General features: G+C 72.6%; 23 protein-coding genes and 1 pseudogene. 15 read left to right on the forward strand and 9 right to left on the reverse strand.

Annotated elements, in window-relative coordinates; translation table 11 throughout:
* Window position 1: 1 nt before the first annotated feature.
* Together J2S46_RS03175 and J2S46_RS03180 are read right to left on the reverse strand one after the other, a co-directional pair.
* Window positions 2–286, reverse strand: coding sequence for an acyl carrier protein (locus J2S46_RS03175; protein WP_229912916.1), 285 nt, complete (start codon window positions 284–286; stop codon window positions 2–4).
* The gene (locus J2S46_RS03180; protein WP_191291359.1) at window positions 276–1,769 is read right to left on the reverse strand and encodes a class I adenylate-forming enzyme family protein; all 1,494 of its coding nucleotides are present in this window, start codon (window positions 1,767–1,769) and stop codon (window positions 276–278) included. The genes J2S46_RS03175 and J2S46_RS03180 overlap by 11 nt, the downstream gene beginning before the upstream one ends.
* Before the next feature lie 464 nt (window positions 1,770–2,233).
* On the opposite strand from J2S46_RS03180, the gene J2S46_RS03185 reads away from it, so the two are divergent.
* The 6 genes from J2S46_RS03185 to J2S46_RS03210 all read left to right on the forward strand — a co-directional run bounded on the left by J2S46_RS03185 (window position 2,234) and on the right by J2S46_RS03210 (window position 7,633).
* Window positions 2,234–3,148 carry a methyltransferase domain-containing protein gene (locus J2S46_RS03185; protein WP_191291358.1) on the forward strand — a complete coding sequence of 305 codons (915 nt, stop codon included), beginning with the start codon at window positions 2,234–2,236 and terminating at the stop codon, window positions 3,146–3,148.
* Window positions 3,145–3,480, forward strand: coding sequence for a hypothetical protein (locus J2S46_RS03190; RefSeq protein ID WP_191291357.1), 336 nt, complete (start codon window positions 3,145–3,147; stop codon window positions 3,478–3,480). Before J2S46_RS03185 ends, J2S46_RS03190 begins: the two co-directional genes overlap by 4 nt.
* A complete protein-coding gene (locus tag J2S46_RS03195; RefSeq protein WP_191291356.1) occupies window positions 3,480–4,664 on the forward strand; it encodes a glycosyltransferase in 1,185 nt (394 codons plus the stop codon). The genes J2S46_RS03190 and J2S46_RS03195 overlap by 1 nt, the downstream gene beginning before the upstream one ends.
* A gap of 114 nt (window positions 4,665–4,778) precedes the next feature.
* Window positions 4,779–5,543, forward strand: a complete 765-nt coding sequence (locus tag J2S46_RS03200) for an ABC transporter permease (protein WP_191291355.1) — start codon at window positions 4,779–4,781, stop codon at window positions 5,541–5,543.
* A 75-nt stretch (window positions 5,544–5,618) separates the two neighbouring features.
* A complete protein-coding gene (locus J2S46_RS03205) occupies window positions 5,619–6,581 on the forward strand; it encodes an ATP-binding cassette domain-containing protein (protein ID WP_191291354.1) in 963 nt (320 codons plus the stop codon).
* Between the two features lie 44 nt (window positions 6,582–6,625).
* Window positions 6,626–7,633: an NAD-dependent epimerase/dehydratase family protein gene (locus J2S46_RS03210; RefSeq protein ID WP_191291477.1), complete on the forward strand. Its 1,008-nt coding sequence runs from the start codon at window positions 6,626–6,628 to the stop codon at window positions 7,631–7,633.
* Window positions 7,634–7,917: 284 nt separating this feature from the next.
* Here J2S46_RS03210 and J2S46_RS03215 read toward each other — a convergent pair.
* A pseudogene (locus J2S46_RS03215) lies at window positions 7,918–8,736 on the reverse strand (NAD(P)H-binding protein); the annotation flags it as partial.
* Between the two features lie 151 nt (window positions 8,737–8,887).
* On the opposite strand from J2S46_RS03215, the gene J2S46_RS03220 reads away from it, so the two are divergent.
* On the forward strand, window positions 8,888–10,378 hold the full coding sequence (locus J2S46_RS03220) for a glycoside hydrolase family 6 protein (RefSeq protein ID WP_191291353.1): 1,491 nt from the start codon (window positions 8,888–8,890) through the stop codon (window positions 10,376–10,378).
* Window positions 10,379–10,486: 108 nt separating this feature from the next.
* On the opposite strand, the gene J2S46_RS03225 is transcribed toward J2S46_RS03220, so the two are convergent.
* Entirely contained in the window at window positions 10,487–10,870 is a 384-nt protein-coding gene (locus J2S46_RS03225; RefSeq protein WP_307348567.1) for a hypothetical protein, read from the reverse strand.
* Window positions 10,871–10,927: 57 nt separating this feature from the next.
* Between J2S46_RS03225 and J2S46_RS03230 the strand changes: the two genes are divergently transcribed.
* Both J2S46_RS03230 and J2S46_RS03235 read left to right on the forward strand, forming a co-directional pair.
* Window positions 10,928–11,188 carry a hypothetical protein gene (locus J2S46_RS03230; protein WP_191291351.1) on the forward strand — a complete coding sequence of 87 codons (261 nt, stop codon included), beginning with the start codon at window positions 10,928–10,930 and terminating at the stop codon, window positions 11,186–11,188.
* 373 nt (window positions 11,189–11,561) lie between these two features.
* Window positions 11,562–12,695: a protein kinase domain-containing protein gene (locus J2S46_RS03235; protein ID WP_191291350.1), complete on the forward strand. Its 1,134-nt coding sequence runs from the start codon at window positions 11,562–11,564 to the stop codon at window positions 12,693–12,695.
* Between the two features lie 191 nt (window positions 12,696–12,886).
* Here the strand turns inward: J2S46_RS03235 and J2S46_RS03240 are convergent, their stop codons facing one another.
* From J2S46_RS03240 to J2S46_RS03250, 3 genes are read right to left on the reverse strand one after another with little or no spacing between them, the layout of a single operon-like run.
* A complete protein-coding gene (locus tag J2S46_RS03240; RefSeq protein WP_191291349.1) occupies window positions 12,887–13,246 on the reverse strand; it encodes an STAS domain-containing protein in 360 nt (119 codons plus the stop codon).
* Window positions 13,243–14,589, reverse strand: coding sequence for a SpoIIE family protein phosphatase (locus tag J2S46_RS03245; protein ID WP_191291348.1), 1,347 nt, complete (start codon window positions 14,587–14,589; stop codon window positions 13,243–13,245). The genes J2S46_RS03240 and J2S46_RS03245 overlap by 4 nt, the downstream gene beginning before the upstream one ends.
* On the reverse strand, window positions 14,589–15,398 hold the full coding sequence (locus J2S46_RS03250) for an alpha/beta fold hydrolase (protein WP_191291347.1): 810 nt from the start codon (window positions 15,396–15,398) through the stop codon (window positions 14,589–14,591). The genes J2S46_RS03245 and J2S46_RS03250 overlap by 1 nt, the downstream gene beginning before the upstream one ends.
* 512 nt (window positions 15,399–15,910) lie before the next feature.
* Between J2S46_RS03250 and J2S46_RS03255 the strand changes: the two genes are divergently transcribed.
* The 5 genes from J2S46_RS03255 (at window position 15,911) to J2S46_RS03275 (ending at window position 21,269) form a co-directional block, all read left to right on the forward strand.
* A complete protein-coding gene (locus J2S46_RS03255) occupies window positions 15,911–16,798 on the forward strand; it encodes a CPBP family intramembrane glutamic endopeptidase (RefSeq protein WP_191291346.1) in 888 nt (295 codons plus the stop codon).
* A gap of 25 nt (window positions 16,799–16,823) precedes the next feature.
* Complete coding sequence (locus tag J2S46_RS03260; protein ID WP_191291345.1) at window positions 16,824–18,044, forward strand: sensor histidine kinase; 1,221 nt, start codon at window positions 16,824–16,826, stop codon at window positions 18,042–18,044.
* Window positions 18,045–18,048: 4 nt separating this feature from the next.
* On the forward strand, window positions 18,049–18,741 hold the full coding sequence (locus tag J2S46_RS03265) for a response regulator (protein ID WP_191291344.1): 693 nt from the start codon (window positions 18,049–18,051) through the stop codon (window positions 18,739–18,741).
* Between the two features lie 354 nt (window positions 18,742–19,095).
* Entirely contained in the window at window positions 19,096–19,746 is a 651-nt protein-coding gene (locus tag J2S46_RS03270; protein ID WP_191291343.1) for a DUF4232 domain-containing protein, read from the forward strand.
* A 449-nt stretch (window positions 19,747–20,195) separates the two neighbouring features.
* Window positions 20,196–21,269 carry a YihY/virulence factor BrkB family protein gene (locus tag J2S46_RS03275; protein ID WP_191291342.1) on the forward strand — a complete coding sequence of 358 codons (1,074 nt, stop codon included), beginning with the start codon at window positions 20,196–20,198 and terminating at the stop codon, window positions 21,267–21,269.
* A gap of 146 nt (window positions 21,270–21,415) precedes the next feature.
* Here J2S46_RS03275 and J2S46_RS03280 read toward each other — a convergent pair whose 3' ends face one another.
* Complete coding sequence (locus tag J2S46_RS03280) at window positions 21,416–22,534, reverse strand: carboxylate-amine ligase (protein WP_191291341.1); 1,119 nt, start codon at window positions 22,532–22,534, stop codon at window positions 21,416–21,418.
* Between the two features lie 412 nt (window positions 22,535–22,946).
* Here J2S46_RS03280 and J2S46_RS03285 point away from each other — a divergent pair, with 412 nt between their 5' ends.
* Window positions 22,947–23,207: a hypothetical protein gene (locus J2S46_RS03285; protein WP_191291340.1), complete on the forward strand. Its 261-nt coding sequence runs from the start codon at window positions 22,947–22,949 to the stop codon at window positions 23,205–23,207.
* 109 nt (window positions 23,208–23,316) lie between these two features.
* Here J2S46_RS03285 and J2S46_RS03290 read toward each other — a convergent pair whose 3' ends face one another.
* Window positions 23,317–24,504 (reverse strand): ABC transporter ATP-binding protein, encoded by a 1,188-nt coding sequence (locus J2S46_RS03290; RefSeq protein ID WP_191291339.1) that lies wholly within the window; start codon window positions 24,502–24,504, stop codon window positions 23,317–23,319.
* Window positions 24,505–24,523: the final 19 nt, after the last annotated feature.

Below are 24,523 nucleotides of genomic sequence, written 5' to 3' on the forward strand. Positions count from 1 at the left end.
CTCAGTGCCCCGCGGCCGACGCGGACCGGATCCGGGCGGCCACGGCCGCACCGAACTCCCCGACCGTCATGGTGCCGAGCAGTTCCGCCTCGTCGTCCTCGAACGTGACGCCGAAGCGCTCCTCCACCCGGACACCCAGCTCGGCGAGGGAGAGCGACTCCAGGTCCGCGCCGGCCGGGCCGAGCAGGGTGTCGTCGTCGACGCCGGTGATGTCGTAGTTCATCGCGCTCAGTGAGGTGAGCACGAACGCGCGGATCTCCTCGGTGGACATCGCCTCAGTGGACATCGCTGGTGGTTCCCTTTCGGTCGGACCGTTCCTGGACGGTGGTGGGCTTCGGCGACCCGCCGGCGCCGCTCAGGGCGGCCCGGTCGCGGACCAGCTTCCCCGTTGCGGTGCGCGGCAGCCGGTCGACGACGCGGATCAGGCGGGGCCGTTTGTAGGCCGCCAGCCGTTGGGTGAGCTGCGCCTCGACCTGTGCGGCGGTGCCGCCCGGGCGCAGTACGACATAGGCCTCGATCGAAGCCCCGTGGACGACGACCGCGGCGGAGACCTCGGGCAGGGCGGCGAGGGTGTGCTCGACCTCGGTGAGGTCGACCTTCAGGCCGCCGACGGACACCTGCGAGTCGAGCCGTCCCAGCACCCGGACCCGCCCGGTGCCGGGGTCGAGGGTGCCGCCGTCCTTGGTGTGCAGCCAGCCGTCGGCCCAGCGGGTGGGGGCGCCGGCGCCGGGTGGTGTCCCGTGGTCGAGGTAGGGCGACTGCTCCCTGGCGATCAGCAGTTCGCCGTCGACCGCCCGCAGGGTGAGGCCGGGAGCCGGGGTCAGTTCGGGCCGGTGCTCGCCGAACAAGTCGGTGGCGATGACGCCGACCTCGGTCATCCCGTACATGCTGCCGAGGCGGACACCGTAGCGCTCGACGAAGGCCTCGTGCACCTGGGCCCGGACCAGCTCCCCGCCGGTCGTCATGCCGGTGAGCTGGGGCAGGCGCGGGGGCCGCGCCACCCAGCTGAGCAGTTCGATGTGGAACGGCACGCCCAGCAGGGTGGTCGGCTCGGGGCCGGCCGCGACGGTGGCGAGGATCCCCTCCGCCGTGAGCCGCCGCGGGATCGCGAGCCGCACGCCGGCGTGCAGGCTGTGCAGCAGGCCGCCGACGAGTCCCAGCACGTGCACCATGGAGGCCGTCGAGACGATCCGCTCGCCGGCCCGGGGCACCCCCTCGATCCGGGTGTACCGGCCGAGTTCGTCGACCAGGTCAGCCGCGGTACGGCCGATGATCTTCGCCGGCCCGGTCGAGCCCGAGCTGAGCTGGACGACCGCGTGCGAGGTCCGGGCCGGCCGGCCCGGGCGGGTGGTGACGACGTCCTGCTGGTCGTGGAAGCCGCCGGGCGGTCCGCCGGCGGCGGGCCGCTCGGCGGTCACCACCACCTGCGGGTCCAACCGGGCGAGTGCCTGGTCGGTCTCGTAGGGGGTGAGCCGGTGGTCGAGCAGTGCGGCCTGGGCCCCGATCCGCCAGCCGGCCAGCAGGTTGGCGACCAGGGCGAGCGATGGGGCCAGGCTGAGGGCGACCGAGCCGCCCCGGCGCAGGCCGGCCGCGGCGAGCACGGCCTGCCTGGCGCTGACGAGCCTGCGCAGTTCGTCCCTGCTGACCGGTTCGTCGAATATCAGGCAGGGCTCGGAGCCGGTCCCGCCGAGAAGGACCTCGTCGACCCAGGAGGGGTCGAGCGGGAGGGCGGCTAAGCCTCCCGATGGAGCTGTGGCAGCAGCCTTCATGGAGAACCAGAACCTCTTTCAGGTACATGACCAAAGGAGCTGACAGAATTCCCACGCCGAACTTTCAACTCTGAATTGCCTGATGTCAAGTCCTGTAACTTTCATGGCATTTCACGGCATGCTGGCTTCAAGTTGTGATGGCACTACGGGGTTTGTTTGGTGCATTGACGAGAGAGCGCTCCCCCGCTAGTGTGGCCGCCGGTTGGCCAACTGCCATGGTCTGGCCGGGTTTTGTCGCTCTCTGACTACCCGCCAGTAACACCTTCCGCCCCGGTCGGGCGGTTCACTCTTTTTTGGCAAGGCCGCACGGTGGCCGGCCTTTTCGCGCACTTCCGGGCGGCGGGCCCCGGGGGCGTGGCCGGCAGTGGATCAGACCAATCCCGCGGTGTGGATTTCCTTTCCACCGCCTTGTTCCGCCGCCTTGTTGTACGCATTCATGCCAACTTTTCGAGGATCGGCATCAAGTGGACCCAGTCATCGACCCCGGCCTGAACTCGGCCGTGGAGCGCTACTACGACATCACCCTCGATCTGTACGAGGACCTGTGGGGCGAACACGTCCACCACGGCTTCTGGGATCCCGGCGAGACCCCCGGTCTGCAGGGCGCGGACCGGCACGCCGCCACCGACCGGCTGGTCCACGAACTGGTCGACTACACCGGCGTGCCCGCCGGATCGCGGGTGCTCGACGTCGGCTGCGGCATCGGCGGCCCGGCGATGCACCTGGCCGGACCGCTGGGCTGCACCGTCGAGGGAATCACCCTCAGCGCCCTGCAGGCGACCCGTGCCAACGAGAAGGCCCAGGCCGCCGGCGTCGCCGGGCGGGCCCGCTTCCACCAGCGGGACGCGCTCGCCAACGGCTACCCGGACGAGTCCTTCGGCGTGGTCTGGGCCCTGGAGAGCCTGATGCACATCGCCGACCGGGAGGCCTTCTTCGCCGAGGCGATGCGCCTGCTCACCCCGGGCGGCACGCTCGCCGTCGCCACCTGGGCGGTCCGCGACGGCGAACTCGACGACGACGAACGGGAGCTCGTCCGGCAGATCCTGGTCCACCAGGTGATGCCCGACTTCTCGTCCCTGGAGGAGCACGAGCGGCTGGCCACCGCGGCCGGATTCACCGAGGTCGCCACGGTGGACTGGAGCGGCGCCGTCGCCAACTCCTGGGACCCCGGCTTCGCGCAGATCCAGCGGTTCGAGCGGGGACCGAAGGTGATGCGCGACCTGGCCCGCCGGCGCGGCGTGGACGTCCTGGGCTTCTTCCACGCGGGCCCGTTGATGAAGAAGGGCTTCGACACCGGCGTCATCACCTACGGCGCGCTGCGGGCCACCAAGCCCCGGCAGGACTCCCGGCGGGCGCCGTCCTCCGGCCTGGCGCCGTGAGCGCGGACCCGGGCCGGGCGGAGCTGGTCCGCCGGATCGCGGACCTCCTGCGGGAGATCGTCGGCGAGGACCGGGCCTGGGCGGACGCCGTCCGCCCGGACACCCGCCTCGACGGGGAGTTACTCCTGGAGAGCCACGAGTTGGCGGCCTGGAGCCTGGCCCTGCGGCGCGAGCACGGGGACCACCTGGACCTGGTCGAGCACGTGGCCGGCCTCGACATCGACCAGATCATCGAGCTGACCGTCGGGGACGTGGCCGACCTCGTGGCAGCCGGACGACGCGAGTGCGTCGAGGCGGGCAGCGCCGGCACCAGCCCCCCGGCAGGCTCCTGATGGGCCGTTACCTGTTCGTCTCGCTGCCGCTGACCGGCCACGTCAATCCGCTGGCCGCCGTCTCCGGGGAACTGCTGGCACGCGGCCACGAGGTGCTGTGGGCCGGCTCCGAGGCCTTCCTGCGGCCGCTGCTCGGCCCCGACGCCGCGATCGCCCCGATCCCGCTACGGGCCCACCGCGGCCAGGCGGACCGGGGCATGGCGGCCGCGAAGTCGCGCTGGCACGGCTACATCGTGCCGCACGCGAAGAGCACGCTGCCGGGCATCGAGCGGGCCGTCGCGGCCTTCCGGCCCGACGTCCTGGCCGTGGACCAGCACGCCGTCGCCGGCGCGGTCGCCGCCCACCGGGCCGCACTGCCCTGGGCCTCGCTGGCACCGACCACCATGGAACTCACCCGTCCGTACCGTGCGCTGCCCCGGGTCGAGGAGTGGATCCACCGGCGGATGGCGGCCGTCTGGACCACCGCCGGCCTCCCCGGCGAGCCGCCGCACGACCTGCGCTTCTCGCCGCACCTGCTGGTCGGCTTCACCGGCGAGGCCCTGACCGGCCCGCTGGAGTGGCCCCGGAACGCCGTCCTGGTCGGCCCCGCCCTGGCGCCGCGGGCACCGGACCCGGCGTTCCCGTGGGACTGGCCGGACCCGTCCCGGCGCCTGGTGCTGGTCACCGTGGGCACCCTGTCACTGGACCTCGCCCGGGAGTTCCACGCCCGGGTCGTCGAGGCCCTGCGGCCGCTCGGTGACCGCGTCCAGGCGATCGTGGCCGCGCCGGACGGCACGGTCACCGACCCGCCCGCGCACGTCCTGGTCCGCCCCCGGGTACCGGTGCTGGAGCTGATGCCCCGGCTGGACGCGGTGGTCAGCCACGGCGGACTGAACACCGTCTGCGAGGCGCTCGCCCACGGAGTGCCGCTGGTGGTGGCCCCGATCAAGGGGGACCAGCCCATCAACGCCGCCCAGGTGGTGGCGGCGGGCGCCGGCCGCCGGGTCCGGTTCGCGAGCGTCCGGCCGGAGCCGCTGCGCGAGGAGCTGCTGGCCGTCCTGGACGACCCGTCCTACCGGGCCGCGGCGCGGCGGGTGGGCGAGTCCTTCGCCGCCGCCGGGGGCGCGGCGGCCGCGGCCGACCACCTGGAGGCCCTGCTGAGCAGGACCGGCGGGCGCGGCGGACCGGACCGCCCGGTCTGCTGACCTTCGAGCACCCCGAGCACCTCCCACGACTCCCACCGTCCCCTCCCCCACCACTCCCACCACCCCGGCCATCCAGGCCACTTCGACCATCCAAAGAACGGGAAGCGCACAGACGTGAAGACGCTCCGCGACACCTGGCTGGTGTTCCAGCGGCACATGCTGCTGATGGTGAGGTCCCCGCTCTCGATCGTCCTGGGCGTGGCTCAGCCGGTCGTCTACCTGGCCCTGTTCGCGCCGCTGCTCAAGCCCGCGCTCGCCTCCATGGGCGCCGGCTCGATGACCGACGCCTACCGGATCTACGTACCCGGCATGCTGGTCGCCCTGGCCCTCGGCGGGGGCCTCTACGTCGGCTTCGGCCTGCTCGCCGAGCTGGGCTCGGGCGTCATCGAACGGGCCCGGGTCACCCCGATCAGCAGGGTGGCGCTGCTGCTCGGCCGAGCCCTGCGCGACGTGGTCACCCTGGTCATCCAGGCCGGCATCATCATCGTGCTGTCCATGCCCCTCGGACTCTTCGTCCGGATCCCGGACCTCCTGCTCGCCTACGTGCTCCTGGCGCTCATCACCCTGAGCAGCGCCTCGATCTCCTACGGCATCGCCCTCAAGGTGAGCAGCCCGGACGTGCTCGGCCAGCTGGTCAACAACCTCGCGCAGCCGCTGATGCTGCTGTCGGGGACGCTGCTGCCGCTGGCGCTGGCACCGCTCTGGCTGCGCCGGGCCTCCGACTGGAACCCCTTCAGCTGGGCGGTGGTCGGCATGCGCTCGCTCTTCGCCGGCCACGCCGGCGATACCGCGGTCTGGCAGAGCATCGCGCTGATGGCCACCCTGGCGGTGCTGGCGCTCACCTGGTCGGCCCGCCTCTTCGCCCGCTCCGTCCGATGACGGCCGTACCGGTCCCCACCTCGGCACGCACCCCCGCCCCCGCACCGACCCCCGCCACCTGACAAGGACATCCCGATGATCGAGACCAGCGGACTTCGGAAGTCCTTCCAGACCGGACGGCGCCGGAAGAGCACCGACGTGGAGGCGGTGGCGGGCCTGGACCTCACCGTGGCCGAAGGTGAGATCTTCGGCTTCCTCGGCCCCAACGGCGCGGGCAAGACGACCACCCTGCGGATGCTCGCCACCCTGCTGCGCCCGGACGCCGGCGACGCCGTCATCGCCGGCGCCGACCTGCGCACCCAGCAGGCCCAGGTCCGCCGCAGCATCGGCTACATCGCCCAGGGCGGCGGCACCTGGGACGATGTGACGGCCCGTGAGGAACTGGTGATGCAGGCCCGGATGCACGGCATCGGCAAGGCCGAGGCGCAGAGCCGGGCGGTCGCCGCCCTCGACGCCTTCGACCTCACCGAGTACGCCGACCGCAACTGCCGTACCTACTCCGGGGGCCAGCGCCGGCGGGTGGACATCGCCCTCGGCGTGATCCACCGGCCCAAGGTGCTCTTCCTGGACGAGCCCACCTCGGGTCTGGACCCGCAGAGCCGCTCGCACATGTGGGACGAGATCCGCCGGCTGCGCAGCGAGGGCATGACCGTCTTCCTCACCACGCACTACCTGGACGAGGCGGACGCCCTCTGCGACCGCATCGCCATCATCGACGGCGGCGGCATCGTCGCCGAGGGGACGCCGACCGCGCTCAAGCGCTCGATCGCGGGCGAGGTGGTCACCGTCGGGGTGGCCGACGCCGGGGCCGCGGAGAAGGCGTCCGGGGTACTGGTCGAGCAGGAGTGCGTGCGCTCGGCCGAGGTGCGCGAGGGCGGCGGGCTGCGCCTGTCGGTGGACGCCGGCGAGACGGCGATGCCGCAGATCATGCGGGCCCTGGCGGACGCCGGGATCGAGCTGGCCACCATCGAGCTGCACCGGCCCACCCTGGACGACGTGTTCCTCACCAAGACCGGCCGCTCGCTGCGGGAGTCCTGACCATGACGCGCGGTACGGCGACAGAGACGACGAAGGAGAAGCAGATGGACCGGAGCGGCCGGGACGCGGGCGGGTCGGACAGGTTCGGCCCGGACGACGACCGCAGGGTGCGCCGGGCGGTGGTCACCGGCGGCGCCGGCTTCGTCGGCTCGCACCTCTGCGACCGGCTGCGGGAGGAGGGCGCCTCGGTCGTCTGCGTCGACAATCTCCTCACCGGATCGGTCGACAACCTGGCCGCCCGGGCCGACGACCCCGGGTTCGTCCTGGACCGCAGCGACGTCTCCGAGGAGTTCGACGTCGAGGGGCCGGTCGACCTGGTGCTCCACCTCGCGTCACCGGCCTCGCCGCACGACTACGCGAGACACCCGATCGAGACCCTCAGGGCCGGTGCCCACGGCACCCTGAACGCCCTGGAGCTGGCCCGCCGCAAGGGCGCCCGGTTCCTGCTGGCCTCCACCTCGGAGGTCTACGGCGACCCGCTGGTCCACCCCCAGGTGGAGTCCTACTGGGGCAACGTCAACCCCGTCGGCCCCCGCAGCCAGTACGACGAGGCCAAGCGCTTCGCGGAGGCGCTCACCACCGCCTACCGGACCGCCCTGGGCGTGGACACCGTGATCGTCCGGCTCTTCAACACCTACGGCCCGCGGATGCGGCCCACCGACGGACGGGCGGTGCCCACCTTCATCACGCAGGCGCTGGCCGGGCGGCCGCTCACGGTCGCCGGCGACGGGGCGCAGACCCGATCGATCTGCTACGTGGACGACACCGTCAGCGGCATCCTGGCGGCGGCCGCCAGCGGGCACCGGGGGCCGGTCAACATCGGGAACCCGGTCGAGCTCAGCGTCCTGGAACTGGCGGAGCACATCCGCGAGTTGTGCTCCTCGACGTCGCCGGTCGAGTTCGTGGAGCGCCCCGGTGACGATCCCACCCTGCGCCGCCCGGACATCGGGCTGGCCCGGTCGGCCTTCGGCTGGCAGCCGGTCGTGGACTTCGACAAGGGCCTGGCGATGACCATCGACTGGTTCGCCCGGCTCACCCCCGCCGGTCCTTGACCGGGCCCGGCGGCGACCGGCCTTTTCGGAGGCCCACGCCCGGACCCGGCCGTGCGTCCTGCGGTTGACGTCCTTGCGGGGGTGATCGCGCCCCGCCAGGTCGGTCTCCTGGCGGGGGAGGCCAGGGCCTGCTGCCCGCGGTCGTAGATGCCGTCGCTCTGGGCAGCGGCCATGTCCACCAGGCCCTGTGCCCAGGCCTCGCTCATCCCGTACCGCGTCTTGCTCGTCCGGTAGGCGTCGTGGTCGGCCTGCTGGTAGCGGACGGGGTGCCCCAGCGCCTCGCTCATGACCTGTGCCATGCCGCTGGGGGACAGTGAGTCGGGGCTGACGACCGGGACGGTGTCCTGCCCGTCCCAGGAGTCGTGGGCGAGCAGGCGGGCGGCCGTGGCGGCGATGTCGCGGGTGGCGACGACCGCCAGCGTCCGGTCCGCGGTGTTCGGCATGACGAACATGCCCTCGTCCCTGATCGTCCGGGCCTGATGGAGGAGGTTCTCCATGAAATACGGCATCGCCAGGGCCCGGTAGCCGACGCCGGTGCTCTCGATCACGGCGTCCATGGCGAAGGCGGGAGACAGTTGTCCGGCGTGCCGGGGGTAGCCGCGGCCCAGGCTGGTGACGCCGACGACGCGTTTGACGCCCTGGGCCTTGACGGCGTCGCAGGCCGCGCGGGTGAAACCGAGGTAGTGCCCCTCGATGTCGTCGGCGCCCGGGTTCGGCGGGACGAGCCACAGGACGCTGTCGGCGCCCTTGAACGCCTCGGCGAGGACGTCGGGATCGCCGTGGGAGCCCTGGACGACCTCGGCGTGCTCGCACGCCTTCGGTGCGGGCCGGCCGGGGTCACGGGCGACGACGCGGACGGGCTGCCCGCCGCCGACCAGCGCGTCCAGGTCCTGCGGCCGATCTGGCCGGTGGGAGCGGTGATGACGATCACGGAAGCCTCCTTGGGATGTGGTTCGACGTCGCGGTCGGGGGATGCCGGCATCGCGATCACCGGGCACCGGCACTCGCGACGCTGTTTCCACTGATAAACCGGGAGGGCCGAGGTGACCGGGAGGGCTGGGAGGGCCATCGACGCGGGAGCGCTCCCACCACCCGTCGCCCATGGGTGCCGAAGAGGGAAGAAAACTTCTCGTGCGTCAGGGATTACGCCGAGGCCGTGGCTTGGCTACGCTCGACCCCGATCGCGGGAGCGCTCCCACGTTCATCTCGACCGTCCTGGATCCTCTCCCACCCGAGAGCACGCGGAGAACACCCATGAGCACCCCCGAGCCCGTCCGGCGCGCCGCCCCCTCCCCCGACGGCCGCGCCACCGAACAGCAGCCCGCACCATCCCGGCGCCGCCGCACCGCCCTGCTGGCGCTGGCCGCCGGTGCGACCGCCGGAGCCGTGCTGCTGGCCACCCAGACCGGGGCCGGCGCCGCGGTCCAGGGCAGCCTGGCCGGCGGAACGCAGTTCTACAAGGACCCGGCCTCCCAGGTCGTCAAGTGGGTCGCCGCCAACCCGAACGACTCCCGCACCCCCGTGATCTCCAAGCGGGTGGCCAGCCAGCCGCAGGGCATCTGGTTCGCCAACTACCGCCCTGACAGCGTTACTTCGGATGTACGGACGATCACCACCGCGGCCGCCGGAGCAGGCCAGGTACCGGTGCTGGTGGTGTACGAGATCCCGAACCGCGACTGCGGCGGCGCCTCCGCCGGCGGCGCCCCCGACCTCGCCTCGTACGACGCGTGGGTGGCCAAGTTCGCGGCCGGCCTCGGCAGTGGCCCCTCGCTGATCGTCCTGGAGCCGGACTCGATCGCCCTGACCACCTGCCTGACCTCGCAGCAGCAGGCCGACCGCTTCGCCTCCCTCTCCCGGGCCGGCGCCACCATCCACGCCGCCGCACCCAACGCGAAGGTCTACCTGGACGGCGGCCACTCCACCTGGAACAGCGCCGCCACCCAGGCGGACCGGCTGCGCAGCGCCGGCATCATGGCCAACGCCAACGGCTTCTTCACCAACGTCTCCAACTTCAACACCACCGCCGGCGAGGTCGGTTACAGCAAGTCGGTGCTGTCCGCCCTGGGCAACCCCGGAAACCTGCACGCCGTCATCGACACCAGCCGCAACGGCAACGGCCCGGCGGGCGGCGGCGCCTGGTGCGACCCGGCCGGCCGGGCGATCGGCAACTACCCGACCGCCGCCACCGGTGACGCCTCGATCGACGCCTTCCTCTGGGTGAAGCCCCCGGGTGAGGCCGACGGCTGCGCCGCCGCCGCGGGCACCTTCTCGGCGGACGTCGCCTACCAGCTGGCCGCCAACGCCTCCGACCCCAGCCCTCAGCCCACCAGCACGCCCACCGCCACGGTGACCCCGACCGCGACCGCGACACCCACCGCAACCGCGACCCCGACGGCCACCCCGACCACCACGCAGACGGCCGGCACCGCGGCCTGCTCGGTCGCGTACCGGACCAACAGCTGGAGCAACGGCTTCACCGCCGACATCACGGTCAAGAACACCGGTACGGCCCCGATCAGCAGCTGGACGCTCAAGTGGACCTACGGCGGCGACCAGAAGGTCACCGGCTTCTGGAACACCAAGATCACTCAGTCGGGTGCCGCCGTCACCGCCACGGACCTCGGCTACAACGGCGCGCTCGCCGCCAGCGCCTCGACCGGCTTCGGCTTCCAGGGCACCTTCAGCGCCGCCAACCCCACTCCCACCACCTTCACCCTGAACGGATCGGCCTGCACCGCCGTCTGACGCACGACCGGTGAACGCCGCCGGCCGGAGACCTCCGGCCGGCGGCATCGGCAGGCCGGCCGGGGCTGCCCGGGCAGCCCCGCCCCCGTAACAGCTCGGCGGGACGGGCTACCGGCCCTGCGCGAGGTCGAGCAGTCGGTGCATCACTGCCTGCGGCAGAGCCGGGTTGACCGCAGCGGCGACCGCGCTGTCCGGAAGGGTGAGCCGCCGCAGCAGTTCGCCGGCCGGGAGCCTCGGGTCACGTACCGCCCGACCTACCACGTCAGGGTCGTCCGCCAGCCGCAGAGGCAGCTCCGGACCTGCCTCCGGGTCGTCGAGGGCGGCGTGCCGCAGCCGTGGATCGGGATCGCCGGCGAACCTGGCCAGACCGGGCCGGGCGAAGTGGCGATGACGCCGCAGCGCGGACCAGTTCCGGTCCTGCGCCGTGGCGCACAGCTCCACCAGCAGCTCGTGCGGCGCGTCCTGGCAGCGGTCGCACAGGGTGCGCCGCACCCCTGGGTCCTCGTCCGCCGCCAGCCGTGCCACCAAGCCTCCGGCAGGTACGGCTGCATGGCGAGTGCCCGCCGCAGCCCGGCGTGGGCCGACAGCGCGGTCCGCCGAGCCACCGCAGGCTCGGTCGTCCGCTCCCGGATCCAGCTCGGCGGCCGGACCGTCTTCGGCCCCGTGTACGGGATCGACGCGCGCTGCGTCTCGGTCAGGTCCTCCCGCATCGACAACGTGAACCGGACGTCCTCCTCGGGATCGTCGGCCAGCCGCCAGGCGAGTGCGAGCGGCACTCCTGGATCACCGGCAGCCTCCCGCCGGACGTAGGGGTCGGCGTGCACCACCCGCGCCCGGGCCGTCAGCGCCGCCGGCTCCTCCTCGACGCGCGACAGCTCGGCGATCGTCTCGCCCACCTGCGGAGCAGGATCGTCGAGCAGCCGCTCCCGTGCCGGCGCCGCGAGCCGTCCCCACAGCTCCGGGCTCAGCATCCCGGCCCGTACCACCGGGTCCGCGTCCTCTACGAGCTGCCGCTGAACGGCGGGAGGAAGCTCCGCGCAGCCGGTGAGCACGCGCCTGACCCTCGGATTCGCGTCCCCGGCCACTGCCGGGCGCAAACGGCAATCCTGCCGAGCCGGCCCCGTCGCAGCCCCTTCGCTCGTATGGTGTTGCGGCACGGGGGCGTCGGACAACGGGGTGGGGAATGAAGCCTGGTGATGTGATCGCGGGGCGTTACGAGCTGGTCGACCGGCTCGGGCGCGGTGGAATGGGCGAGGTGTGGGCCGGTCACGACCGGGACCTCCGTCGCACCGTGGCCCTCAAGCTCCTGATGACCGGCGAGGACGTGGCAACGGATCTGCCGGCGCGCTTCGCCCGTGAAGCGGTGGCCGCAGCCCGGATCAACCACCCGAACGTCATCACGCTCTATGAACGCGGCGTGCACGAGGACATGCTCTACCTCGCCATGGAGAAGATCGACGGTCCCACGCTGACGACCGTCGTCAGCCGGGAGAGCCCGATGGCCTTCCGCCGGGCACTGTCCATCGCCGGTGACATCACCGCAGCGCTGGCCGCCGCCCACCGGGCGGGCGTCGTCCACTACGACATCACGCCACGCAACGTCATGCTCACCAGCGACGAACGGGTGAAGGTCCTCGATTTCGGGATCGCCGGGTTCCTCCACACTGCCTACTCACTGGTCCGTTCCACCGCGTTGGCTCCGGCGGGAACGGTGGAGTACGGCGCCCCGGAACAGTTCCGCACCGAACGAGGCGATGAACGCTCCGACCTGTACGGCCTCGGCGGCGTTCTGTTCACGATGCTCACCGGCCGTCCGCCCTTCACCGGACCCAACGCCTGGGCGGTCATGGCGCGCAAGCAGCAGGAGGACGCCCCCGGGCTGCAGACCGCGCGAGCGGACGCGCCCGCCGAACTGGCCGCGCTGGTCGCGCAGCTCCTGGCCCGCGACCCCGGGCGGCGCCCCTCCTCCGCGCAGGAGGTGTACGAGAGGCTCCGGACCCTGCAGACCGGGCCAGAACCCGCCCTCGGAATCCGGTTGCTCCATACCGCGCGCCTTGACGGAGCACCCGCAGCAAACGGCGACCCGTACCACCACATCCGTGTCTTCCTCGACGGGACTGCCACCGACCTCGACCAGGTCACCAAGGTCGTCTACCGCCTGCATCCAACCTTCCCCCGACCGGAGCGCGTGATCGCCGACCGGTCGACGGGCTTCGCACTGGAGATGTCGGCCTGGGGCCGGTTCACCCTCACGGCCGATGTCTTCACGGCGGGCAGCCCCACCCCGATGCGGCTTGAGCGGTACATCAGCTTCTGACCCGCTCGCACCCCGACGGTTGCCCGGCCCCTCATCCCCCGCCCCCGACCCGCCCCCACCACGACCGCCCCGGGTCGGCGAACTCCCGGTACCCCTGCCGTCCTTCGGGGTTACGAGCCTGCCGATGCAAAGTCCGCTCGGGCGAACGGAGTTCGGGGCCGGGATCCCTACGAGGGATCGCAGGGGTCTGGTCAGCCGTCGTTCCGGGCCGCCCATCCGTCGACGGCGTCCTCGGCGGTGGGGTAGGTGGCGAAGACCCGGGTGAGGCCCGTGATGTCGAAGATGCGGGACACGTGCGCCGGCACCCCGGCAAGCGCGATGTGCGCCTGGTGGCTGACGGCGTGGTTGCGGGCGGCCAGCAGCAGGGTGATGCCGGTGGAGTCGCAGAAGGTGAGGGCGGTCAGGTCGACGACGAGGAGCCGGCCGGGGCCCGGGGCGAGCCCCAGCAGCACCTCCCGGGCGCCGGGAGCGCTGTGGAAGTCCAGGTCCCCGGCGATCTCCAGGACGGGGCCGGTCGGTGTGGTGCGGACGGTGGTGCGCAGGTCGGTCACTGCTTCGGCTCCGGGGTGGGATGGGGGACGCTGAGCGCCAGCAGGGCGGTGTCGTCGTCCACACCGCTCCCGAGGGCGTCGAGCAGCGCCTGCAGGGCGGCGATGGCGGCGGGCGCGGTGGTGGGCGCCAGCGCTGCGGTGAAGTCCAGCAGTGCGGCGTCCCCGTAGCGGCCGTCGCCGTCACCCTCGGTCCTGCCCAGGGGTGCGGTGTGGGCCTCTGTGAGGCCGTCGGTGTAGAGCAGCACGGTGTCCCCCGGGTCCAGGCGCACCGTGGTGGTGGCGATGTGGGGGTCGGGGATGACGCCGATCAGCTGGCCGCCGGGAGTGGGCAGGTAGCGGGCGCTGCCGTCGGCGCCCAACAGTATCGCCGGGGGGTGACCGCCGGCCGCGAGAGCGAGCTCGAAGCCGGCCTTGCCCCGGTCGGGGGTGAGGATGCCGAACAGGACGGTGCAGAAGCGCGGGTCGGTCCCTTCGTACGCGTGGGCGAGGACGGTGTTGAGGTTGGCGAGGACTGCGGCGGGGTCGGGGTCGTAGACGGCGGCGGCGCGCAGCGTGTAGCGGGCCAGGGAGGTGACGGCGGCGGCAGCGGCACCCTTGCCGCACACATCGCCCAGGAACAGGCCCCAGCTGCCGTGGGAGAGGGGAAACAGGTCGTAGAAGTCTCCGCCGACCTCGTCGACGGAGGCGATGTGGTAGTGCGCGGCGACCTCCAGGCCGGCCGGGGCGGTCAGGGAGGGCGGGAGCAGGGTGCGCTGCAGGGTGGTGGCGAGGCGTTGCAGGCGTTGCCGTTCGGCCTCGACGGCGCGGTGCGCCTCCTCGGCCACCTGGCGGGCCTGGTCGGCTTCGCGCCGGGCTTCCTCGGCCTCCTGGCGTGCGCGGAGGAGTTCGGTCTCGTAGGCGCGGCGGTCGCGGGCGTCGAACAGGGTGGTGCGGATCAGCAGGGGTTGTCCGTCGTCGCTGGTCTTGACGGTGGAGGTGACCAGGACCGGCATCCGGGTGCCGTCGGCTGCCTTGAGTTCGAGGGCGATGCCGCCGATCTCCCCTTGCATGCTGAGCAGCGGGGCGAAGTGCGTCTCGTGGTAGAGGCGGCCGCCGACGGTGAGGAGGTCGGTGAAGCGTCTGCGGCCGACCAGGTCCTCGCGGCGGTAGCCGAGCCAGGTCAGCAGGGTGGTGTTGACCTTGGCGATCTGCCCGTCCATGAGGGTGGAGAGGTAACCGCAGGGGGCGTTCTCGTAGAGGTCGACGGCGCTGTCCTCCAGCATCGCGGAGAAGCGTGCCGCGTCGTCGCCCTCGGGGGCCGTGCCGCAACCGTCCGGTTCGTCGCCGCCGCCGGCCCTGACCATCAACGGAGGTCCCGAAGGAAGCCGATGATCGCCTCGGCTGTGGCGTCGGGGGCGCTGAGCTGCGGGCAGTGGCCGGTCGCGGAGAGGGTGACCAGCTTGCTGCCGGGGATCCGGGCGTGGCCGAAGGCGCCGACCTCGGGCGGCGCGATGGCGTCTTCCGAGCACTGCGCGACCAGGGTGGGGACGCCGACCTTCGCCAGGTCGGCGCGGTTGTCGGAGCGGAAGGTGGTGTGGGCGAAGGCGCGGGCGATCGCCGGGTCGGTGCGGCAGAAGCTGTTGGTCAGCTCCTCGCCGAGCTCGGGGCGCTCGGGGTTGCCCATGATCACCGGAGCCATCGCGCCGGACCACCCCAGGTAGTTGGAGTCCAGCGACTGGAGCAGCTCGTCGATGTCCTCCTCGCTGAAGCCGCCCCGGTAGCCGGTCGCCTCGTCGTCCACATAACGCGGGGAGGGGGTGAGCAGCACCAGGCCGGTGAACAGGTCCGGCTCCCGTACGGCCGCCAGCACCCCGACCATGGAGCTGACCGAGTGCCCGACGAACGCGACCGGTCCCAGGTCAAGAGCCCGCAGGAGCTGCAGGACGTCGTCCGCGTAGCCGTCCAGGCTCGCGTACCGCTCCTCGCTCCAGGCCCCGAGGTCGGAGCGTCCGGCCCCGACGTGGTCGAAGAGCACCACCTTGAAGTCCTCGGCGAGCGCGGGCACCACCAGGCGCCACATGTTCTGATCGCAGCCGAAGCCGTGCGCCAGCACCACCACGGGGCCGTCGTCACGGCCCGTGACCACGATGTGGTTCCTCTTCATGACGTCCATCCCTCGATCTTCGCAGGGAATCCCGGTCTTCCGGCGACGCGGGGAAGGCGAACCCCCACCCGGAGGCGCGCCGCGCGGGTCGCCGCGCGGTCGCCGGGTCGGCGTGCGGGCCGGGTCGTCGGGTGGGCCGGGTCGCACACGTGAGGTCCCGGGGGCCGGGTCGGGCGTGTTCGGCGTACGGAACCCCGGGGCCACCGGTTGAGGCCGGCCCGGTGCTCAGCCGTGCGGCGGCGGCGAAGCGGCCGAGCGGGTTCGCCAGGACGGGCGCGGAGCGCCGGGGGGAGTTCCGCGCCCGTGGCCGGCGACTGTGCCCGGCTGCCGGGAGGCGTACCCAACGCCCGGAGATGGGCTTCTGATGTCACCGGGATCGCGCCTGGACACCGCCGCCGCGGCCGGCGCATCCCCCGTGCGAGCTACCGGGGCTGTCCCGGTGCGGGTGATTCGCGGACGCCGGCGGATTCCTACCGTGGTCGTCAGGTCGGCGCAGGGTCGGCCACGACAGGGGAGGCACCATGAGTACGACGTCCGCCGCACCGCAGGACACCGGCTCCGGCCTGGAGGAGGACCGCGACGGGCAAGGCGGTCGGTTCGGCCGGTTCGGCCGGTTCGTGCACTCTCCGCTCGGCTGGATGCTGGCCGGGACGGTGGGCGTCGGCCTGGTCTCGGGCCTGACGGCGACCGGACCCGGCCCGGTGCCGGTGCTGGGCGCGGCTGCCGCGGTGGCCGTGTACCGGTTGGTCATGCACCGCGCGGCACGACGCTCCACGCCGGAGACCGCCCGGCGCGGGGCAGGCCGGGCGGCACTGCTCGGCGGCGGAATCGGCCTGGCCTTCATCCTCGTCTCGGCCCTCCTGATCACGCTGTTCGGGGGCTACTCGTTCTCCTGGGCGGGCAGCGACGTCCTGCCGGTCGTGCGGACCGCGGTGATGGTGCAGATCGGTGCCGCGGTCACCGAGGAACTGCTGTTCCGTGCCCTTGCCCTGCAGGCCCTGGAGCACATGTGGGGCAGCCGGGCCGCCCTCGTGATCACCTCGCTGTTCTTCGGCGTCGCCCACCTGGGCGCCCCGGGTGCGAACGCGTGGAGCGCACTGGCGATCGCCCTGGAGGCGGGGGGGCTGCTCGGGGCCGCGTTCCTGTGGCGGCGTAGCATCTGGTTCGTCGCGGGTCTGCACTTCACCTGGAACACCGCGGAGCAACTGCTCGGCATCCCGGTCTCCGGACACACCCCGGAGGGCCTGTTCACCGTCGGCGTCCACGCGTCCGCCCTCCTGAACGGTGGCAGCTTCGGTCTGGAGGCGTCGATGATCCCCGTCCTCATCGCCCTGGCTCTCGCCGTCCCGATGCTCGTCCTCGCGCACCGCAACGGCGGGATGAAGACCCGTCGGCGCGCGGGCCGCTGAGACGGACTCACTGGAGGAATCGGAAATGATGTCCCGTCAGGCGCCCTGGAACCTTCCGCTGTTCCGGGCGCCGCTCGACCGGTGGCAGGAGCGGGATGTCCTCCTCAAGGACGGCGTCCTCGCCCTGGCGCTCACCCTGGCGGCCTTGGTACCGACCCTGTCCGGCATCGGTGCGCAGATCGGCGATCTTCCCGTACGGCCGGCGGACGCGCTGGGCCTCGGGCTGGTTCTGGCCCACACCCTGCCGCTGGCAGTTCGCCGCAGGTGGCCGGCGGCCTGTCTGGCCGTCGTCGCGGGCGCGTTCGCCGTGCATCAGGCGCTGGGCTTCGCGACCACGTTCGCGAGCGTGGGACTGTATCTGGCCCTGTACTCCGCCGGGGCCCATCAGGTCCGCCTCCGTCCCGGCCTGGCCGCCGTGGCCGGCGCGGGTTACGCCGCGCTGGCCGTCGTCCTGCACCACCTCGGTTCGCCGCAGTCCGTACCGGACTTTCTCGCCTTCTCCCTGGTCCTGGCCGCGTTCTGGCTGCTGGGAGTCACGGTGCGCAGGCGGCGAACGGAGGAGGCGCGGCGGCGGCGGCTGGTTGCCGAGGCGGCCACCACCGCCGAGCGTGCGCGGATCGCCCGCGAGCTGCACGATGTGGTCACCCATCACGTGACGGCCATGGTGGTCCAGGCCGACGCGGCGCAGTTCCTGCTCAGCTCCGCACCGGAACGCGCCGCGGAGGGACTGGTGGCCGTCAGCGACACCGGCCGCCGGGCGCTGACCGAACTGCGGTACCTGCTCGACGTCCTGGAGGCGACCGGCGAGTCGGCGGCCGCGGACCCGGCCCACGCGGACCGGGCACCCACCCTGGGGCGGGTGGGGGACCTGGTCGAGCGGGCCCGCAGGTCGGGGCAGCCGGTCGAGTTCAGTCAGCAGGGCGAGCGGCGGCCGCAGAGCGTGGACGTGGAACTGGCCGCGTACCGGGTGGTGCAGGAGACGCTCACCAACGCCCTGAAGCACGCGGCCGGCGAGCCGACCCGGGTCGTGCTCCGGTACGGCGACGAGCACCTCGGGATCGAGGTGGCCACGGACGGACCCCTCGCCGCAGCGGTGGCGCGGAAACCGGGCCCGGCGGGCGGACGGGGGCTGGCCGGGCTGCGTGCACGGGTGCGGATGCTCGATGGTGAACTGGAGGCCGGCCCCCGGCCCGAGGGCGGGTTCGAGGTCCGCGCCACGATTCCGGCCAAGACCCTTCAGGAGTGATCCCGTGAGTGATGCACCGTCACCGATCCGCGTGCTCGTCTGCGACGACCAGGCACTGGTGCGGACCGGCTACGTCACCATCTTCAACGCCCAGCCCGACATGGAGGTCGTCGGGGAGGCCGAGAACGGCCACGAGGCGGTTCAGGCCGCGCGGCGGCTGCGCCCGGACGTGGTCGTGATGGACATTCGGATGCCCCTGCTCGACGGCATCCAGGCGACGCGTCACCTGGCGGGTCCCGATGCCGACGTCACGTCGAAGGTCCTGGTCGTCACGACGTTCAACGTCGACGCCTACGTCTACGACGCGTTGCGCGCCGGAGCGAGCGGCTTCCTCCTCAAGGACGCGCCCGCGGTGGAGCTGGTCAACGGCATCCGGACCGTCGCCCGGGGCGAGGCCCTGCTGGCACCGGCCGTCACCCGCCACCTCATCGGCCACTTCGCCCAGCACCTGCGGCCGGCCGGCACCTCCCGGACGGCCAGGGAGGACGTCGTACGGGTGTTGACCCCCCGTGAGCTGGAAGTGCTCCAGCTGATCGCCGAGGGGCTGTCGAACGCCGAGATCGCCGCGGCGATGTTCATCACGCCCGAGACCGTCAAGACCTATGTGTCGCGCATCCTGGCGAAGCTCGGCCTGCGCGACCGCGTCCAGGCGGTGGTCCTCGCCTACCGGGTGGGCCTCGTGCCCGGCCCGTCGTGACGACGGCGGCGGATCACCACCTGTCGCGGGCCGCCCGTCCGGACGGCGGCGCCACCCGCAGGCCCGGGCCTGACCGAACCTCAGACACCGGCTGCACACGGTCCCGCGGGAGATGACCAGCGCGCTGGAGCATCAGTTCCTCGACCTCGCGGGACGACCGCGGTGACGCTTCTCCGGCGGCGACCCGCTTTCCAGGGCAGGCCCCTTCCCAGCCATGACCGACGCGAAGATCGTCGCACTTCTCACATCAGCGTGACAGCGCCCTTGGGACATGATCGGGATATTTCCCGCACGAGCCGGTGATCAAGCAGGTCCTACCATGGGGGCCTTCGACATAAGGAAGTTGGGACATTCATGCGCTCGCACATCGTTGCCGTCGCACTCGTGGTCACCGCACTCGCGGCAACGGCCACCGCCTGCGGCCCGGAGAACGGTTCGGCCTCCGCCGAGGGGACCACTGCGACGACCGCTGCCGCCACGTCGGCCGCTCCTTCGACGCCCACGGCGACGGCGACGGCGACGGCGACAGCGACGGCGACGGCGACAGCCGCGAAATCGGCGAAGCCCACCGCTTCCGCCTCCGGTTCGGGCGACAAGAGCGGCTACGGCCAGGCCTGCGGCGCCAACGACCTCACGTTCAGCGCCAAGCTGGAGAGCCAGGCCGGCGGCTACATCCAGATCTCCGCCAAGGCCAAGCCCGGCATCACCTGCGTCCTGTCCGGCGAGCACCCGGTCATCGCCTTCGGTTCGGGCGGCATCGAGGCCGCCAACGCCGAGCAGGCCGTCGGTCGGCCGATCACGCTCAGCGGCTCCGCCGTCGCCTACGCGGGGATCAACCCGAAGACCACCAACGACGATCAAGCCGTGGAGTTCAAGGACGTCATCATCGGCATCGGTCATCCGGACCCGAACCCCGTGAGTGTTCCTGTCGGCGCCGTCAGGGTCGACAAGCCGATCGTCACCAACTGGCACACCGACGCGAAGGATGCCGTCCCCGGCGTCTGATCTCGAATCCACCGGGTCTGCAGGGTCAGCGCCTCTGTCCCGCGATCGGGATGTCCTGCAGCTTCAGGGGCCGCGGGTCCGAACGCCGTCCCGCGGTTGCCCGTACAGGCGCGTGAAGCGGGGTGCCGGGCCGGTTCCCGCGACGGTCCTGTTGACGGTCGATGCTGGTGGATGCCCGTTTTCGGGCCTGCGTTTCGAGCGCCGGGCGGGGCGAGGTCCCCGCCTCCGCGCCGGGCCGTCGCCACCGGAGCCGGGGGCGGTGAGGCGCACCTCGTCCAGGGCGAGGTCGGCGAGGGTCGGGCCACCGGTGGCCCGGATCGTCATGCGGTGCCGCAGTCGGGGTACGGGCCAGGGCCGGACAGTCGCCCCGCGGCCTGGCCGCGTGCGCACCTGATGTTTTGCGTCCTCTTTCCGCGGTTCATCCGGCCCGTGCGGGAAAGGCGCTCTTCATGGCACCCGAGTCCGGCAACCACCAACCGGCCGGCGGACACCCACCGAGCGGTGAGGATCCGCGCCCGGGCGAGCGTCGGGCGCGATCCCCGGGCCCGAGTCGCCGGGTGGAGCGCGCGGCCCCCGACGAGTTGTCGGGCCTGCCACGCGGGGCCTGGTGGGCGGTCCTGCGCCGAACGGGCAAGGAGTTCCTCGCGGACGACCTCCCGGACCGCGCCGCCGCCCTGACCTACTACGGCGTGCTGGCCGTCTTCCCCTCCCTGCTCGTCCTGGTCTCGACCCTCGGGGTGATCGGACGAACGGCGACCCAGGGAATCCTGGACAACCTGCAGGACCTCGCACCTGGGCCGGCCACGGATCTGCTGCGTGACGCCATCGGCCAACTGCAGAACAGCAGCGGCCCCAGCTCGGTGCTGGGCGTGCTGAGCCTGCTGGCGGCCGTGTGGGCCGCGTCCGGCTACGTCGGGGCCTTCATCCGCGCCGCCAACGCCGTCTACGACGTCGCCGAGGGGCGCCCGATCTGGAAGGTCACGCCGCTGCGGCTCGGCCTCACGGTTCTACTGATGGTGATGCTCGCCGCGAGTGCGGTGATCGTCGTCTTCACCGGCCCGCTCGCGGACCGGGCCGGCCGGGCCCTCGGCCTGGGCGGAACCGCGCTCACGCTGTGGGCCTTCGCCAAGTGGCCCGTCCTGCTGCTGCTCGTCGTCTGCATGATCGCGGTGCTCTACTGGGCGGCGCCGAACGTACGGGGACGTGGCCTTCGGTGGATCACCCCTGGCAGTGCGCTGTCGGTGCTCCTCTGGTTGGCGGCATCGGCCGGGTTCGCCTCCTACGTCGCGAACTTCGCCTCCTACAACAAGATCTACGGAACGCTCGGCGGCGTCATCGTCTTCCTGGTCTGGCTCTGGCTCGCCAACCTCGCGATCCTGCTCGGGCTGGAGTTCGACGCCGAGCTCTCCCGGGCGCGTGCCGTCGAAGGCGGCCACCCCGCCGACGAGGAGCCGTACGTGGAGCCGCGCGACACCAGCACCTGGCCCTCCGCATCGGCGCCGCGCGCGGCCGACGAAGGCTGAGACGACCGATCGCGACCGATCGCGACCGATCGCGACCGCTCACCTGGAGCGGCACCGCCAAGGCGGCCGGGCGGCAGGCCGCCCCGACGCCGACCGTCCTGTGCTCGGCCCGTCCCCTGCTCGGCGGCCGATGCCCCGGTGCGCCTTCAGCCGGCCACCGTTCGTCGGGCGAGGTCGTCCACGATGTCACCCAGCGAGCCGTGGCGGCGCCGGACCGCCCGCTGGCGCTCGGCCCCCGTGCCGAAGGTCAGCAGGCCGCCGAGCATCGTGCTCACCTGGGCAAGATCGCCCGTCGAGGCCAACCCGGGGGCGCTGCGGCGCACCAGCTGGTGCAGCAGCTGGAGCATCGGCCTGGGGACGCCGTCCGGCCCGACCCCCGTACCGCGCAAGCCGTGCAGCGCGGCCTGCCGGTGGGCACCCAGCAACTGCGCGTCGGTCACGACCGGTCCCGGGGATCCCCGGTCCGCCTCGTCGAGCAGCACGACGGCCAGCCCGCGGAGCAGGAGCGCGAGCAGGACGGTGTCGTCCACCGCCGCGTTGACGTCCGCCACACGGATCTCCAGGGTCGGCAGATGCTCGGAGGGCCGGGCGTACCAGTAGAGCATCCGCCGGTCCAGGATGGTGCCGTCGGCGACGAGCCGGTCGGCCAGCACCTCGTATCCCGCCTCGTCGAGTACCGGCGCGGGGCCCACGGTGGGCCACCGCTCGTACCGCAGCGCCCGCCAACTGGCGCAGTTGCGGTCCCTGCCGCCGGCGAAGGGGGAGTTGACCATCAGTGCCTGGAGCACGGGCAGCCACGGCCGCAGCCGACTGCTCAGTGCAAGCGCGTCCGCCTTGCCGAGGCTGCCGAGATGGACGTGGCAGCCGCCGAACTCGCCCGAACCGGTCGCCAGCGGGCCGACGTGGTCGGCGATCCTCCGGTACCGCTCGCCCTCGGTGATCTGCGGGGGCCGGCGGCCGAGGATCCCACTCGCCGAGGCCACCAGCAGGCAGTCGGCCCGTAGAGCGGCCGCCGCCGTCAGCTGCCGGCCGTCCACCAGCTGTCGGCGGAGTTCCGCCGCCGTGGCCACTGGTTCCGTGCACACCTCGACCTGGGTCGCGAAGAACTCGTTCTGCACCCGCGGGCCCAGCACCGCCCCCACGTCCGCGATGACCTGGTCCGCCCGCGGGGCCGTCAGCCGGCTGCGGCGATCGGCCAGCAGGAACTCCTCCTCGATGCCGAGCGTCAGCGGTGGGCGTTGGGAAACGAAGGCGCTGCTGGTCATCGGTGCTCCTTCGGGATCGTCGTCGGCCCGCCCCGTGGTCGGCGCCCCGGGAGCGCCGACGGGATCCGCGCCGACCGGGGAACGGTCCGGCGAGTGGTCCACGGAGCGGTCCGGGCGGGCAGAGCCCGGCGGGTACGTCAGGCACCTGCCCGGACGGGCTGCTCTCCATGCCGGCTCCGCCCTTCCGGCCCGGCTCCACGGCCGGCTCGGGCCTCGCCGGGTGCTGCTGCCCCACGTCCGCGTCACGCGGACCGATGCGGGTTGTCCGGGCGCCCGCCGCGAAGCCACCCGCCTTCCGTCGGAGGCCGGCCGGCAGGGGCGCGACCGTTGCCGTGTAATCGCCGCCTCGAAGGGCAGGTGCCTGACGCGAGGCCCAGGCGGCGGGGGCCGGTGGACAGGAAGGGAGCCCTCGATGGTGGACGACATCGACTGCCCGGCATGCGGCAGCAGCGACACGGTGAGACTGCCGACGCCCGAGGGCTGGCGCTCGCACCGCTGCGTGCCGTGCGACCGGTCCTTCGAGCCGCGGACCTGCCCGCACTGCGGCTCCCGGCAGGTCGAAGGCTCGCTCGGGGTGGCCGGAGCGGTCTACAACCAGGCACCCGCCAGTGTGGGGTGCAAGAACTGCGGGGCACGGCTCCCGCTGCTCACCGAGGCGTACGGCCAGGGTTGAGGTCCGTCGGCGGCACCGCCGCCCGGTACGGGGCCCGGGTCCGGGCCGGCTCCGGTCGAGGGGTTTCGGAGGGTACGGGGCGAGGTCCTGCGTGGAGGGTGCGGGCGCTCTACCCCTCGTGCCGCTCGGGGTGGGTGAGGTTGATGCCCGTGGCGGGGTCGAAGACGTGGACGCGGGACGCGTCGAGCCACAGGTCCAGCGGGCTGCCCTCGGCGGCGCGGGTGGCGGGGCTGAGCCGGGCGACGATCCGGTGGCCCTGCATGCCGGTGTCGGCGCGCCCGGAGTCCGCTGCCAGCTCGGCCAGCTCGGCCGTTCCGGCCGGTCCGCCCTCCTCGGTGAAATGGACGTAGACGTCCGAACCGACCGACTCCCGGACGTCGACCGTGGCCGTGGTGGTGTGACCGGTGTGCCGCTCGTCCACGAGTGCGGCGTCCTCGAAGTCCTCGGGCCGGATGCCGACGATGAGGTCGCGCGGCACGTCCTGGCCCTCCAGCCGGCGGCGGACCCGGTCCTCCAGCGGCAGATCGCCGAGGGAGGTCCGCAGACTTCCCTGTTCCAGCGTCGCGGCCAGGAAGTTCATACCGGGCGAGCCGATGAACCCGGCGACGAAGAGATTGACGGGTGCGTCGTAGAGCTCCTGGGGCGTACCGACCTGCTGGACGACGCCGCCGCGCATCACGACCACGCGGTCGCCCAGGGTCATCGCCTCGACCTGGTCGTGCGTCACGTAGACCGTGGTGGTGCCCAGTCGGCGCTGCAGGGCCGCGATCTGGGTGCGCATCTGGACCCGCAGTTTGGCGTCGAGGTTGGAGAGCGGCTCGTCCATCAGGAAGGCCTTCGGATCCCGGACGATGGCCCGGCCCATCGCGACGCGCTGGCGCTGGCCGCCGGAGAGATTGGCGGGCTTGCGGTCGAGGTGCTGGGTGAGGTCGAGGATGCGGGCCGCCTCCTCGACCTTCGCGTTGATGACGGCCTTGTCGGCCTTGGCGAGTCTGAGCGCGAAGCCCATGTTCTCGCGCACGTTCATGTGCGGGTAGAGGGCGTAGCTCTGGAACACCATGGCGATGTCGCGGTCCTTGGGCGCGCGGTCGTTGACCACCTGACCGTCGATCCGCAGGGTGCCCTCGGTGATGTCCTCCAGCCCGGCGATCATGTTGAGGGTGGTGGACTTTCCGCAGCCCGAGGGGCCGACCAGGATGACGAACTCGCCGTCGGCGATGGTGAGGTTGAAGTCCTGGACGGCGAGGGCGCCGTCCGGGTAGCGCTTGGTGATGCCCTCTAGGACGATCTCGGCCACGGTCTGCCTTCCTGGTCCG

This window comes from Kitasatospora herbaricolor, from assembly GCF_030813695.1.
GTDB classification, from domain to species: domain Bacteria; phylum Actinomycetota; class Actinomycetes; order Streptomycetales; family Streptomycetaceae; genus Kitasatospora; species Kitasatospora herbaricolor.